Here is a 14,370-nt window from a genome sequence, read left to right on the forward strand (position 1 = left end):
CTTAGGGTGCTGGGCCCGGGGTTACAGGGCTCTTACAAAAGTCTGACTGAGGCGCGGCAGGTGCGGCACGGTGAAGCGCCGCCCCCGCCTAGACTGGAGCCATGGCCCGTCTGCGTCATCTGCTCTCCTCCCAGAACGCAGTGCTCTTGGCGATGGCGGTTTGGTTGACGTTTTCCCTGGTTTCACGCGTTCGAGAGGCACCGGAGACGTGGGCCGACCTGCTCATGTTGGCCCTTCAAGCCGGGGGAACCGCGCTCCTGTGGGGCGTGGTGACCGGGCAACTCCTGCTGGCGGTCTGCCCTGTTCCGCCGCCTGAGGCAGCCCAGTCGCAGACACCGCCTACTGTGCCGCCACGCCAGGGCCACGCCCTGATGAGCGGTTCGGTGGGACTGGCGTTTCTGGTGATGGCGGCCGTGATGGTCCTGCCCATCCGTATCTGGCTGTCACCGCCGCCGCAGGTCGTGGAAGGGGCAACCTTCGAGCTGAGCGAAGTGTTGCGTGACGCGGGCTGGCAGCCAGTCCCCTGCTCGGCCTTGAGGCCAGTCCCCAATTCTGCGGGCCTCTGTTTTGGGGTGTGGGCCGATGGCCCTTCTGCTGCCCAGCGGCTGACCAGTACCCTGAAGGCGGTCTACGGCACTCCAGAAGCCACGCGGCTTCAGCGGCAAGGCAATCTGCTGACGGCCCAGGTGCGGCTGCAGGTGCCTCTGAACCTGTGGAGAGCTGTGCCGGTTGACCTGACGGCCCAGGGCCTGATTTTTGTGAACCAGCGTCAACCCCTCTCGGCCACCGAGCGCTGGCTGGCAGGCCAGGCCACACCCACCTTCCTGCAGGTGAGGAGGCCATGACGCGGTCGGCCCTGGACCCTACAATCGCCCGATTCGTGGCGCAGCCGCGCCGCATCGGCGCACGCCTGATGCTTGTTTGTTTTGCGCTGCTGCTTGTGGTCTTGGTGCTTATGCTGGGCCTGCTGTTCACCGATTCCTGGGGCAGAGCGGGGCAGCGCCTCGATCTCGTCATGGAGGCGTATATCGTGCTGCAGGCACTCCTGCTGGCAGCGGCTCTGCACGCCCAGCTGGGCGCAGCAGCCGGCCCGGTGGCGCCGCTCTGGCAGCTCTGGCGCCAGCCGGCGCTGCGCGATCTGCCAGAACTGCCCCCACTGCCCCGCTGGAAACTGGCGCTGTGTTACGCCCTGCCTCTCCTGGCAGCGGCGGGCCTGCTCACCATGATGGCGCAGACTTCCGCCCGCCTGGAACGCGCCTGGGTGCCGGTGCAGGAGCGTTATGAGCTGGAAGCCATGCAGGGCGCCGGCCTGGCCGCGCCCCTCATTCAGCTGGACTGCGCGGCGGTGCCAATCCCGACCACCACCGAGAGCCGCTGTTTCATTCTGGCGCCGAAGGCGGCGCGGCCAGATCCGGAACGTTTCCTGAGGGCCTGGGTCGACGATATGCGCAGCTGGGTGGACTGGAGCGGCCCGGAACCCGTTCGGCGCGAGGCCCCACCCCTGCGCCTGAAGCTGTGGCAGGGGGGCGGCTTTGCCGGGGCTGATCAGCGCGTGGACCTGCGGGTCAGCCGCGGAGACGGGCCCGAGGAGATCCCTGTGGACCACCGCCTGCTGTTCGTGACCCGCGTAGGGGAGCAAACGGGCACTGTTCCTGCGGCCTCAGAAGCCCTGACCAATTGGCTGGGGCAGCAGGTCTTTCACACCCTGCTGGTGGTGACGCCTGAGGAGTAGCGCCGTCAAGAGACGCGCGTCGCGGTCACAACTGCCGCTGCTCCCTATCCTGGGCAGGTGACCGCCCCCGACGCCGCTGCCCCCCACATTCACCTGCCCGACGGCTCCTGCTGCAAGCCCAAACGATTCGCCCACCTGCACCAGCACACGCAATACAGCCTGCTGGACGGCGCGGCGAAACTGAAGGACCTGCTGAAATGGGCCAAGGAGGTCACGCCGGAAGGCTGCACCCCGGCCCTGGCGATGACCGACCACGGCAACATGCACGGGGCGGTGCATTTCTACAACTACGCGACCGGCATGGGCGTCAAGCCGATCATCGGGTACGAGGCGTATGTGGTCCCCGGGCAGGGCACCCGGCGCGACCGCACGCGCGGGCAGGACGGCGAGAAGGGCATCTTTCACCTGACGCTGCTGGCGCGCGACTTTGAGGGCTACCAGAATCTGTGCCGCCTGAGCAGCCGGGGCTATACCGAAGGCTATTACTACAAGCCGCGCATTGACCACGAACTGCTGCAGGAGCACCACAAAGGGGTGATCGCCTTTTCCGGCTGCCTGGGCAGCGAGGTGCAGCAACTGCTGCTGCAAGGCCGCGAGGACGACGCCAAAAAGCGGCTGCTGTGGTACCGCGAGCTGTTCGGGGAAAACTACTTTATTGAGATTCAGGACCACGGGCTGCCGGAACAGAAGAAGAACAACCCCATCCTGAAAGCCTGGGCGCAGGAACTGGGCATTGGCCTGGTCGCCACCAATGACGGCCACTACGTGAAGAAGTCCGACGCCACCGCCCATGAGACGCTGCTGGCCATTCAGACCAAAGCCACGCTGGCCGACGAGAACCGCTTCAAGTTCCCCTGCGACGAGTTCTATGTGAAGGACCTCGAGGAAATGCAGCGCGCCCTGCCGGTGGCCGACTGGGGCGAGGAGCCCTTTGACAACACCGCCATGATTGCCGAGCTGTGCAACGTGGACCTGCCGGTGGGCAAAAAGCGCGTGTACCAGATGCCCGCCTTGCCCATCCCCGAGGGCCGCACCATGGCCGAGGAACTGCGGGTGCAGACCTACCGGGGCACGGTCAAGCGCTACCCCGGCCACGCCACCGAGAACCTGCTGCGCGACTACGCCCAGCGGTCCCTGGCGGCCCTGGGCGAGGACGCCCCGGCCGTGTTGAAACGCGTGGACGGCTGCGACGCCCGCACCTGCGACCTCGAAACGCTGCTGACGCTGCTGGCCTTCATGGGCAGTGTGTGGGAGGCGCGCGGCAAAGCGGCCGGCGAGAAGTACACGAAATACCCCGCGCTGGAACTCATGGAGGCAGAAGCCGAGGCCGGGGCGCTCCCCGCCTACGCCCACGAGGACTGCCGCAAGGCCAGCCAGAAGGACAGCGACACCGCCATCGAACTTGACCCCGCCGCGCCCGACGAGGAGACCACCCGCGCCCACCACAAGCACGCCCTGGTCATCCTACGCCGCGCCGAGTACGAGCTGAGCGTGATCAACAACATGGGCTTTCCCGACTACTTCCTGATCGTCGCGGACTACATCAACTGGGCCAAGGATCAGGACATCTCGGTGGGGCCGGGGCGTGGTTCGGGTGCCGGGTCGCTGGTGGCGTATGCCATGCGCATTACCAACCTCGATCCGCTGGAATTCGAGCTGCTGTTCGAGCGCTTCCTGAACCCCGACCGCATTTCCATGCCCGACTTCGACATTGACTTCAACGACGCCCGGCGCGGCGAGGTCATTGCCTACGTGCAGGACAAGTACGGCGAGGACAAGGTGGCGCAGATTGCTACCTTCGGAACGATGGCGAGTAAGGCGTGCCTGAAGGACGTGGCGCGCGTGATGGGCCTGGAATACGCCAAGGTGGACAAGGTCAGCAAGCTCATTCCGATCAAGTTCGGCAAAAGCTACTCGCTGGAACAGGCGCGCGAGGCCGTGCCAGACATTCAGCAGTTCCTGGCCGAGGACGCCCAGCTTCTCGAAGCCTACGAGTTCGCGCAGAAGCTGGAGGGCCTGACCCGCCACGCCTCGGTGCACGCGGCGGGCGTGGTGATCGGCAAGACGCAGCTGACGGACCTTGTGCCGGTGATGCGCGACACGTCCGGCGAGGGCATGGTCTGCCAGTACGACATGAAGGCCGTCGAGGACATTGGCCTGATCAAGATGGACTTCCTGGGCCTGCGCACCCTGTCGTTTCTGGACGAGGCCAAGCGCATCCTCAAGGAATCCGGCACCGACTTCGAGGACACCTACGGCACCTTCGACCACATTCCCTTCGACGACGAGAAGACCTACGCCCTGATGAGCCGGGGCGACACCAAGGGCGTGTTTCAGCTCGAAGGCGCCGGGATTGCCGATGCCTCCCGCCGCCTGAAGCCCCGCCGTCTGGCCGACATTATCGCGCTCTCGGCCCTGTACCGCCCGGGCCCCATGGAAAACATTCCCACCTATGTCCGGCGCCACCACGGCCTGGAGGAGGTGGACTATGTACGCGACGGCTTTCCCGCCAGCGCCCAGCACCTGGAAAAAATCCTGGCCGAAACCTACGGCATTCCCGTGTACCAGGAGCAGATCATGCAGATCGCTTCGGAGGTCGCGGGCTTCTCCCTGGGCGGCGCCGACCTGCTGCGCCGCGCGATGGGCAAGAAAGACGCCGAGGAGATGAAGCGACAGCGGCAGATCTTTGTGGACGGCGCCGAAAAGAATGGCGTGCCCAAAGAAGAAGGCAATAAGCTCTTTGATTTGCTGGACGCCTTTGCGAATTACGGGTTCAATAAGTGTTTGACGGGCGACACGCGCGTGCCGGTGGCGGGCGGCGAACTGCGCCGCATAGAGGACCTGTACCGCGAAGGCCAGCAAGTTGAGCTCCCCAGCGTGAACGCCGCGTACCGCCTGGAATTGCGCCCCACCGGGCAGTTCTTCGACAACGGCGTGAAACCCGTGTTCAAGGTGAAGACCGCGCTGGGCCGCGAACTGACGGCTACCGGGAACCACCCCCTGCTGACCCTGGACGGCTGGCGAAACGTGGACGACCTGACGGCGGGCGACCGGATCGCCGCGCCGGCCCGCCTGCCGGAACTGGGCACCGACCACTGGCCCGAGCACGAAGCGGGCCTGCTGGGCTGGGTGCTGGCCGAGGGCAACACCTGCCACCCCTGCGGCGCCTACCTGTACTCGCAAAGTGAAGCGCAGGTGGCCGACATGGTGGCGCTGGCCGGGCAGTTCCCCAACACCCGGCCCAGCGTGAAGGCCAGACCTGACCGCCACAACGTGCACGACGTGTACCTGGGCACTGGCCTGCGCGGCAGTGCGGCGGGCAAGTCGGGCGTGCGGCTGTGGCTGGAAGGGCTGGGGCTGGTGGGCGTGAAAGCCACCGAGAAGGCGCTGCCCTCTGCCGCCTTCCGTCTGAACAACGCTTCTCTGGCGGTGCTGGTGGGCCGCTACTGGTCGGGCGACGGGTTCCTGTCTGGCCCGGGGAACACCACGCCGTTCGCCGCCACGGCCTCGCGCCAGCTGGCCAACGATCTGGCACATGTGCTGCTGCGCCTGGGCATGGTGGCCAAGGTCAGCGAGAAGCACTTTGCGTATGCGCGTGGCGAGGACACCGCTGGCCGCACCGGGTACACCGTGCATCTGGTGGGGCGGCGTTCCATTGACCAGTTCCTGACGGTGGTCGCGCCGCATCTCGTGGGCCGCGAGGCGCAACTGGCTGCGCTGCGTGCTTACTACGCGGGCGTGCCACAGGGCCGTGAGACGGTGGACACCTTGCCCGCCAGCATCAAGGCCCGCGTGCAGATCGCCAAGCAGGCCAGCGGCCTGGGCTGGCGCGAGATTGAAGCGCAGACCGGGGTGTGCACCAAGGAGTTTTACGGCGCCCCCAAGGCCCACAAGAAGGGCTTCCGCCGCGCCACGATTCAGACGCTGGGCGAGTTTTTCGAGGATGCCGCCCTGCTGGACGCCTGCTCGGATGAGCTGTACTGGGACACCATTGTCAGCATTGAACCTGCGGGCGAGGCCCAGACCTACGACCTGGAAGTGCCGGGCACCCACAACTTCGTGGCGAACGATCTGGTGGTGCACAACAGCCACTCGGCGGCGTACGGGGTCATCACCTACCAGACGGCGTGGCTCAAAGCCAACTACCCCGTTCAATTCATGGCCGCGCTTTTAACAGTAGAGCGCAAGGATTCAGACAAGGTCGCGGAATATGTCAGTGACGCCCGCAAGATGGACGTGCGGGTGCTGCCGCCCGACATCAACCGCTCCAGCGCCGACTTTGCGGTGCAGGGTGAGGAGATTCTGTTCGGTCTGTACGCCATCAAGGGCCTGGGCGAGGCCGCCGTGCAGAAGATTCTGGAAGAGCGCGAGCGCGCCGGGCGCTACAAGTCCCTGGCGGACTTCTGCTCGCGCCTGGGCAATAAGGTCTGCAACCGCAAAGCTCTGGAAAGCCTGATCAAGAGCGGGGCCTTTGACGAGTTTGGCGAGCGCAACCAGCTGCTGCACAGCCTGGAAGATGCCCTGGCCGACGCAGCTGGGGCCGCCGAGGTGAATGCCCGTGCCCAGAGCGGCATGGCGATGATGTTCGGCATGGACGAGGTGAAGCAGGAGCGGCCCCTGCGCGCCGGCATTGCGCCCTTCACCGACCTGGAACGCCTGAGTATTGAGAAAGAGGCGCTGGGCCTGTACATTTCCGGCCACCCGCTGGAACAGCACGAGGGGCTGCGCGAGGCCGCCAGCTGCCGTATCTCCGACCTGGATACGTGGTTCCAGACGCAGAACGTGGCGCCCGGCAAACGCATCAAGGCCGTGCTGGCCGGCATGATCGAGAGCGTGGTCAAGAAACCCACCAAATCGGGCGGCATGATGGCCCGCTTCATCCTGGCCGACGAATCCGGGCAGACCGAACTGGTGGCCTTTTCACGGGCCTACGAGCGCATTCAGGACAAGCTGGTGAACGACACCCCCGCCCTGGTGATCGTGGAACTGGAGTCCGAGGACGGCGGCCTGCGCGCCATTGCCGAGGAAGTGGTGAGTGTGGAGCAGCTGGCCGACGTGCCCAAAGTCATGTACGTGACCATTGACCTGGAGAACGCCACGCCGGATGCGGTGGGCGAGTTCCAGAGCGTGCTGGACGAGCACGCGGGGTCTATGCCCACCTACCTGCGCCTGGAAACGCCGGAACAGTTCGTGCTGTACCAGCTGGACCACGGCATGGGCAGCCCGGACGCCATTCGCGTGCTGAACCAGACCTTCCCCTGGGCCGAAGCCTACCTGGCCTACGACCAGCAGACGATCCTGGGCCGCTTTGCGCCCAAGCCGCCGGCGTGGATGCAGCGGCAGGGTGGTGGGATGCGGGCGTAACCCCTCCGCCCCTGCGGGGCACCTCCCCTCAAGGGGAGGCTAGAGCTAGGTGCCCAAGCAAAATTGGATGCGGAGGCAAAGGGAGAAGCGTAGCGTCTGCTCATGCGCGACCTGTACTCCCAGCACCTTGTCTCACGGGCGCGGGAATTGCGAAGAAACATGACACCCGCCGAGCGCAAGCTCTGGTATGACGCGCTGCGCTCGCATCCGGTGAAATTCCGGCGTCAGGTGCCGTTGGCGGGGTACATCCTCGATTTCTACGCACCTTCCGTCCGAATCTGTATTGAGCTGGACGGCGCTTCGCACGATTCACCAGAGGCGCAGGCCTATGACCGCGAACGCACGAGGGTTCTGGAGGGCCTTGGCATCTGTGTAGTCCGCTTTCGTAACGAGGAAGTTTTGGAGAAGCTTCCCGCTGTCCTGACGGCCCTGGACATACTTGTGAAGGGGAGACAGGCCTGACCAGCCTCCCCTCAAGGGGAGGTGCCCCGCAGGGGCGGAGGGGTCCCCACCACCAAGTCCACCACGTCCCCCACCCATCCCAGCGTCTGCAACCGCCCAGCAATCAGGCTGCGGTGACACTCGCCCGCCTCGCGCTCGTAGCACAGCAGGGCCACCCGCTCCCGTGCGGCCAAAGTACCCAACTCATCCAGCGCCTCCCCCTTCGTAGCCAGATGCAGGGTGTACCCCACCCTCAGCGCGGCAAAGTCCTTGTCCAGCTTGTACGCCTTGCGCAGCGCGGGGGGCGTGCCCAGCGCGCGCAGGTGCCGGTAGCTCATGCCCTGTTCAGCCAGCGCCTGCCCCAGCGCGGTTTTGCTGTAGCCCCGGCGGCGGCTCTGGGCGCGCTCGCGGGTGTCCACCAGCACCGTCACCCCCGCCGCCTTCAGCGTGTCCAGAAAGGCGTGCAGCTCGGCGTCCTCGTAGCCAATCGTCCAGAGGGTCGGGGCACTCATGTCCCGCAGGGTAGGGGAGATGCCACCGCGCCACCGTGACCCCCATCCACCCCCACAAAAAAAGGCGAGCCCCACAGGCCCGCCCTCCTCTTTTCCCACAACCCACTGCCGACTCTCCACAACCCGCTTTACGCGTACTGCGCCCGCATCATCATGATCTTCAGTTCGTGCGGGCTGGTGGCGCTGGCCAGGGCGTCTTCCTCGGTCATCAGGCCGCCCTGTACCAAGTTGGCGAGGTGCTGGTCGAAGGTGTGCATGCCGCGCGCCCCACCTTCCAGGAGCGCCTGCTTGATTTCCTCGGTGCGCTCCGGGTCCTTGATGCACTCGCGCACGGTGGGGGTGCCCAGCAGAATTTCCAGGCCCAGCACACGCCCGCCCCCCGCCTTGGGCAGCAGGCGCTGACTGATAATCCCCACGATGCTCTCGGAGAGGCCCTGGCGGATCTGGTCGCGCTCGTGCGGGGCGAAGAAGTCAATGATGCGGTTGACCGTGCGGATGGCGTCCTGGGTGTGCAGGGTGGAAAACACGAGGTGCCCGGTCTGCGCGGCCGAGAGGGCGGCTTCCACCGTTTCCTTATCGCGCATCTCGCCAATCAGGATCACATCGGGGTCCTGGCGCATGGAGGCGCGCAGGCCGTTGGCGAAGGTCAGGGTGTCCATGCCCAGCTCGCGCTGGCTGATCATCGCCGTCTTGTCCTTGTGCAGCACCTCAATGGGGTCCTCAAGGGTCACGATGTTCACGGGCTGCGTTTCGTTGATGTGGTCCAGCAGGCTGGCCAGGGTGGTGGTCTTGCCGCTGCCGGTGGGCCCGGTGACCAGAATCAGGCCGCGCTCGTGCTGGGCCAATTGCTCAAAGGTCTCCTGGGGCAGGCCCAGCTGCGCAAAGCTGGGAATGGGTTTTTCCTCAATCACGCGCATGATCAGGCCAATGCTGCCGCGCTGCCAGTAGGCGTTCACGCGAAAGCGCGCCAGCCCGGAGATGCCGTAGGCAAAGTCGGCCTCGCGGCGCTGCGTGAACTCTTCCCACATGGCGGGGGTCATCATTTCCCGCGCAAAGCCCTCCACGTGGTCGGGGGCCAGCTTGGTCTCGCCGTAGCGTTTGATCAGACCGTTCACGCGCCCGGCGGGCGGGCTTCCGGTACGCAGGTGGATGTCGCTTGCCCCTTCCTTGACCAGGGCAGTCAGAACGCTGTTGAGGACACTCATGGCGCCCTCAGGGTAAGCGGCGGCCTCTTACAGTTTTGCTGCAGGCGAGGGCAGCGCCCCTGTCTGCTCCTGCGGCGGGGTCTGGGCCGGGGCGCCGCGCAATCGCCGGCTCTCAAAGTCCGCGTGCTGCGACAGGTAGCGCAGCCACGCCTTGAGGCTCAGGTCGCCGTACTGGTTGTGCGGGGCGGTCAGGGTGTCGTCGGGGGCGGCGCGCTGCAGGCGCCGCGCGAGGTCCACGGTGGCCGCGCGGGTGGTGCTCACCTGCGCGCGCAGTTCGGGCATGGAGGCGTCCTGCGGCGGGCGGTGGGGGTGGTAGGTGTCCTCGGTGGGCGATTGACCGCGCAGGGCCGCCTCCATGCGGCTCTGGCCCCAGCGCTCAATGCCGATGATGTGGCCCAGCAATTCGCGGTTGGCGTGGGTATCGGCGGCGCGCTCGCTGCGGCCCGCCAGAAAGGTGCCAGAGCGTTCCAGGCTCTGCGCCAGATCGGCATAAGAGGACCGGGCGGCGGGACGTTCCAGCACGCGGCTGACCACCAACCCCGTCACCTCTTTCTTACGGGTGCGGGCCAGGTAGGCCGCGCCGGCCGCCACGCCAACCGTGGCGACCGTAACGAGGGCGGGCACGTAGGGACTGGCGCGTCGGCTCATGCCGCATGGTACGCGCTGGGGGTCAGGGGGGTTTCAGTCTGGACCACACTCCACCACGCTCCCCGGGGTGCCGATCAGGGCCACCACAGAGTCGGCGGGGCAGGGCAGACGCGCGGGCAGCATGAGGAGGTGGGCCAGCGTGTATTCGGGCAGGCCCAGCCCCAGACCCCGCGCGCCCCAGCCAAAGCCCTTGCCCAGCCGCCCGCCCTGGGGGTCGGCCGCCACGCAGGCCAGCACGGCGGCCTGGGCGCCTTCGGGGCTCAGCTTCGGCTCGCCGTACGTGGGCATAGCACTCAGGCGCGCGCCCCGGGGGTCGGTCAGGCGCCAGTACCAGCCTTCCTTTTTCTGGTGGGGCACATACAGCGCCATGCCCGCCTTCAGGGCCAGGGTGCGCAGCGGGTACAGCGCGCGCTCCGGGCCCACGATCAGGGTATGCAGCGCCGCCACCTGCGGGTGGGCCAGCAACTGGGCGGCGGCCTTGCGGGCATGGGTAAAGTTGGGGCAGTGCCCGTGCGGCGGCAGCGGGTAGGCGCAGGCGCGCCGGGCCTGCAACTCGTCCCACACCTGCTCGCGGTAGGCCCCAGCGGTCAGCATGGGCGCGCGGGCCCAGCCGGGTGACCCAGAATGGCGGCGGGCCCACGACGGGGCCCGCCTGTGCCCAGCAGGGGCACCTTACAGGGTCGCCAGCAGGTCGTGGTGGCTGAGCTTCAGATGCACCGCGCTGTCCACGCCAGCCACCGTGTCCAGCGGCACGAAATGGTCGCGGTTGTCGTCCGGCAGCCGCATGCGGATGTATTCACGGTCCACTTCCACCACTTGACCGTGCTGCACGCCGTCGGCGCAGAAAATGGGCATTCCCTGGGTAATCTCGTTCATCACGTCACCTCCGGTCTGGGCCGCGCCCGGGGGCGGGCCAGGCTGGCTTCTACTGTGTGGCCGCGCGGCCGGGCGCAGATGAGCCCCGCGTTCAGCCCTCCCAATGGTTGGCCGGCACTGGTCGGCCGGCAGCGCCGCCAAAAAAGCCGCCCCAGGGCCGAAGCCCGGGGCGACGCAGGGGGTTTCTCCCTCAGGCGCGGGCAGCGGCCTGGTTGATGGTTTCGGCCAGCATGGTCAGTTCCTTGTCGGTGGCCTTTTCCTCGTTCTCGGTGACGCGCAGCACTTCCAGGTGGCCCTGCTGGCCCAGCACCTCGGCGTAACGGGCCACGGTGCCGTAGCCGGCGATCTCGTAGTGCTCCACACGCTGGGCGCAGGCGATCAGGCCCGCGTCCTTCACTTCGGGGGCGGCCTGCTCCTGAATCATCTCGTTGCCTTCGGCAATCAGGCCCTGCATGGCTTTGCAGGTGTGACCGCCGGGGGTCATACCCAGGTCGTCAAACACCGTTTCCAGGCGCTGCACCTGCTGCTGGGTCTGTGCCAGGTGCTTGAGAAAGCCCTGCTGCAGTTCGGGATTGCTGGCGGCCTGCGCCATCTTGGGCAGGGCTTCGACCAACTGGGTTTCGGCGGAATAGAGATCCTTGAGCTGTTCGACGTAAAGATCGTGCAGGTTCTTCATGGCCGTCATATGTACCCTCCTTGGCGTTCTGCCGAATCATCGGGCGCGGGGTCTAAAGCTCCTGCCCAGTTCGGTGAAGCCCGCTTCACCCCGTTCATGGGCCAGCACAGAGGCGTGTCAAGGGCCGCTCAACAGGCGCGCCCGGACAGCCGACCGGGGACGGCGGGGCCGGGGGCGCGGTATTATGGGCGCGTGCGGCTGCTGCTGCTGTCTGACATTCACGCCAACCACACTGCCCTGCAGGCGGTGATGGCCGACGCTGCCACGCGCCGCTACGATCAGGTGATCAGCCTGGGGGACGCCGTGGGCTACGGTCCCCACCCGCGCGAAGTGCTGGACGTGCTGCGCGACCTTGACGCCGTGTGCATTCTGGGCAACCACGACGACATGCTGCTGCAATACGCCGATGGCCGCCGCGAGGCCAAGGACAGCGTGGTCTCTATGGCCCTGCGCTGGCAGCTTGAGCGCCTCTCGGAGCGCGATATCGCCTGGGTGCGGCTGTGGCGCGACGGCATTGACGACCCCGATGTGGGTGCCCGCTACCGCCACGGCACCCCCAGCAGCCTGGACGACTACACCGATTCGGTGCCCGCCGCCCGCGAGGCCTTTGCCCAGTGGCAGGGGCGCCTGGCCTTTGTGGGCCACACCCACAACCCGGCCGTGTACGCCACCCTGAATTCCCCGGTGGGCGACTGGATCAAGGTGCAGCACTTTCAGGACGGGGGCAGCTACATGGTGCCGCCCAGCACGCGCGTGATCCTGAACCCCGGCAGTGTGGGCCAGCCGCGCGACGGCAACCCGCAGGCCAGCTACGCGGTCTACGATTCCTCGCGCGCGCACTTCGAGGTGTTCCGCGTGACCTACGACGTGGAGCGCGCCCAGGAAGCCGCGCTGGAGGCCGGCCTGCCCCAAGTGCTGGCCGCGCGCCTCGCCATTGGCAAGTGAGCCCGGATGTCCTGGGGCACGGGGCCATGAGCGCCCTCCTGCCAGAGCCGCACGCCGCGCTGCTGGAACAGACCGGCACCTTTGCGGGCAACGCCCTGCTGCTGACCGGCCCGGCGCGGGTGGGCAAGCGCGCCCTGGCGCAGGCGGTGGCCGCGCAGCACAACTGTCAGGGGGTGCGGGGCATGTACGGCGAGGCCTGCGGGGCCTGTCCCTCCTGCCGGGCGCTGGCGGCGGGCGCGCACCCGGACCTGCTCCAGATCGAGCCGCGCGCCACGACCACCACCGGCAAGGCCGCGCGGCGCAAGCTGATTCCCATTGGCGCCATTCTGGAGGCCCGAGACAAGGGCCGCGAGTACGACACCCACGTCTTTGAGTTTCTGGAGGTGCGCCCCACCTTCACCCGGCGCGTGGTGATTGTGGACGGCGCCGAGCATCTGGGCCAGGAAGCCGCCAACGCCCTGCTGAAGCTGGTGGAAGAGCCGCCCCACCGCGCCCTGTTCGTGTTTCTGGCCGAGGACCTGCGCGCGGTGCTGCCCACCATCGTCAGCCGCAGCGCCCGCCTGAATGTGGCGCCGCTGCCCGACGCCCTGCTGGAACGCGCCCTGGTGCTGGGGGGAAGCGCCCCCGATCCCACCCTGGTGGCCTTTGCGGCGGGCCGCGCCGGGGTGCTGGCCGACCCGGCGCCCGTGCAGGCCGCCCTGGAGGACGCCCGCACCCTCTCGCAGGGCCTGGAGCGCGGCCTGCTGAGCGCTCTGGAAGCCGCCGAGGGCCTGGAAAAACGCTGGGGCCCCTGGCACCCCGAAGCCCTGCGCTTTTCCTGGCGGGCCGCGCCCCCCCACGAGCGCGCCCGCGCCGACGCTGCCCTGAGCGCCCTGCAAGACGCCCTGGAAGCCTACGCCAGCCCCAGCCTGAGCTTTCAGGTGTTCGCCCTGGCGCTGCGGGACGCCTTCGGTTACAGCTGAGACGGGATGAACATGGCTTGCTTCTCTCGTGATCGCTTGCGGTGCTCCCCTCTCCCCTTGTGGGAGAGGGAGGGAGGAGCGGAGCGACGGAAGGGTGAGGGGGCCACCGCGTGGCTCGGACGGGTGTGCAATCAATTTAGTTCCGTATGACCCAGCACGTACACTGCCGCACATGACCCGCTTCCCTGCCCCTTTCACCCACGGCGCCGCGCGCGTGTGGACGCTGCCCACCGGACCCCTGCAAGAAAACGCGGTACTGGTGGCGGGGCCACAGCACGAAGGCTTTCTGATTGACCCGGGCGACGACGCGGGGCGGCTGCAGGCCCTGGTGGAGGCCAGTGGCGTCACCGTGCGCGCCATTCTCCTCACCCACGCGCACTTTGACCACATTGGCGCGGTGCAGCCCCTCCGGGAGGCCCTGGGCGTGCCGGTCTATCTGCACCCGGCCGACCTGCCCCTGTACCGTCTGGGGGCCGCCAGCGCCGCCCGCTGGAACCTGCCCTTCACCCAGCCTGCCGACCCTGACCACGAGATCGCCCCGGGCCAGACCTTCCAGGCGGGCGACCTGACGCTGCACACCCGCTTTCTGCCTGGTCACGCGCCGGGGCATGTGGTCTTCCTGGGCGAGGGGTTCGTGGTGGCAGGCGACACGCTGTTCCAGGGCGGCATTGGCCGCACCGACCTGCCCGGCGGCCACGGCCCGCAGCTGCTGCAGGGCATTCACGAGCAGCTGCTGACCCTGCCCGACGACACGGCGGTCTACCCTGGCCACGGCCCCCGCACCACCATCGGCGCCGAGCGCCGCACAAATCCCTTTGTGCGCTGAGACGGAGCTCAGGTGAGCCGAAGGCGAGGGGGAAGCGGACTCGCGGAAGCCGCAGCGCAGACTCAGAGAGCTCCGCAGGAGAGCAAACACGAGAGCGTACGGGATGACGGCGGTGGAACAGCCTCCTTTCGCTCGCCCACGCTGCTTTGGTAGTAGAGGAGGCCGGTATCAGCGCTTGCGACA

General features: G+C 67.3%; 13 protein-coding genes. 7 read left to right on the forward strand and 6 right to left on the reverse strand.

Annotation, left to right across the window (positions count from 1 at the left end):
* Positions 1-224: 224 nt before the first annotated feature.
* The 4 genes from KMW22_RS13260 (at position 225) to KMW22_RS13275 (ending at position 7,558) form a co-directional block, all read left to right on the forward strand.
* The gene (locus KMW22_RS13260; protein ID WP_221090520.1) at positions 225-845 is read left to right on the forward strand and encodes a hypothetical protein; all 621 of its coding nucleotides are present in this window, start codon (positions 225-227) and stop codon (positions 843-845) included.
* Positions 842-1,732, forward strand: coding sequence for a hypothetical protein (locus KMW22_RS13265; RefSeq protein WP_221090521.1), 891 nt, complete (start codon positions 842-844; stop codon positions 1,730-1,732). The genes KMW22_RS13260 and KMW22_RS13265 overlap by 4 nt, the downstream gene beginning before the upstream one ends.
* A gap of 57 nt (positions 1,733-1,789) precedes the next feature.
* Positions 1,790-7,096: a DNA polymerase III subunit alpha gene (gene dnaE / locus KMW22_RS13270; protein WP_221090522.1), complete on the forward strand. Its 5,307-nt coding sequence runs from the start codon at positions 1,790-1,792 to the stop codon at positions 7,094-7,096.
* Positions 7,097-7,198: 102 nt separating this feature from the next.
* Entirely contained in the window at positions 7,199-7,558 is a 360-nt protein-coding gene (locus KMW22_RS13275; RefSeq protein WP_221090523.1) for an endonuclease domain-containing protein, read from the forward strand.
* Positions 7,559-7,569: 11 nt separating this feature from the next.
* Here KMW22_RS13275 and KMW22_RS13280 read toward each other — a convergent pair whose 3' ends face one another.
* From KMW22_RS13280 to KMW22_RS13305, 6 genes are all read right to left on the reverse strand, one after another.
* Positions 7,570-8,049: a DUF488 domain-containing protein gene (locus KMW22_RS13280; protein ID WP_221090524.1), complete on the reverse strand. Its 480-nt coding sequence runs from the start codon at positions 8,047-8,049 to the stop codon at positions 7,570-7,572.
* A 128-nt stretch (positions 8,050-8,177) separates the two neighbouring features.
* Positions 8,178-9,254 carry a PilT/PilU family type 4a pilus ATPase gene (locus KMW22_RS13285; RefSeq protein ID WP_221090525.1) on the reverse strand — a complete coding sequence of 359 codons (1,077 nt, stop codon included), beginning with the start codon at positions 9,252-9,254 and terminating at the stop codon, positions 8,178-8,180.
* A 27-nt stretch (positions 9,255-9,281) separates the two neighbouring features.
* Positions 9,282-9,902: a DinB family protein gene (locus KMW22_RS13290; protein ID WP_221090526.1), complete on the reverse strand. Its 621-nt coding sequence runs from the start codon at positions 9,900-9,902 to the stop codon at positions 9,282-9,284.
* Between the two features lie 33 nt (positions 9,903-9,935).
* Positions 9,936-10,496 carry a 5-formyltetrahydrofolate cyclo-ligase gene (locus tag KMW22_RS13295; RefSeq protein WP_221090527.1) on the reverse strand — a complete coding sequence of 187 codons (561 nt, stop codon included), beginning with the start codon at positions 10,494-10,496 and terminating at the stop codon, positions 9,936-9,938.
* A gap of 78 nt (positions 10,497-10,574) precedes the next feature.
* Positions 10,575-10,778: a DUF2171 domain-containing protein gene (locus KMW22_RS13300; RefSeq protein WP_221090528.1), complete on the reverse strand. Its 204-nt coding sequence runs from the start codon at positions 10,776-10,778 to the stop codon at positions 10,575-10,577.
* Positions 10,779-10,968: 190 nt separating this feature from the next.
* Positions 10,969-11,463, reverse strand: coding sequence for a YciE/YciF ferroxidase family protein (locus KMW22_RS13305; RefSeq protein WP_235692933.1), 495 nt, complete (start codon positions 11,461-11,463; stop codon positions 10,969-10,971).
* A 183-nt stretch (positions 11,464-11,646) separates the two neighbouring features.
* On the opposite strand from KMW22_RS13305, the gene KMW22_RS13310 reads away from it, so the two are divergent.
* The 3 genes from KMW22_RS13310 (at position 11,647) to KMW22_RS13320 (ending at position 14,187) form a co-directional block, all read left to right on the forward strand.
* A complete protein-coding gene (locus KMW22_RS13310; RefSeq protein ID WP_224607264.1) occupies positions 11,647-12,399 on the forward strand; it encodes a metallophosphoesterase family protein in 753 nt (250 codons plus the stop codon).
* A gap of 26 nt (positions 12,400-12,425) precedes the next feature.
* Entirely contained in the window at positions 12,426-13,361 is a 936-nt protein-coding gene (locus KMW22_RS13315; protein ID WP_221090530.1) for a DNA polymerase III subunit delta', read from the forward strand.
* Between the two features lie 172 nt (positions 13,362-13,533).
* A complete protein-coding gene (locus tag KMW22_RS13320) occupies positions 13,534-14,187 on the forward strand; it encodes an MBL fold metallo-hydrolase (RefSeq protein ID WP_221090531.1) in 654 nt (217 codons plus the stop codon).
* Positions 14,188-14,370: the final 183 nt, after the last annotated feature.

This window comes from Deinococcus aquaedulcis (genome assembly GCF_019693445.1).
GTDB lineage: Bacteria > Deinococcota > Deinococci > Deinococcales > Deinococcaceae > Deinococcus > Deinococcus aquaedulcis.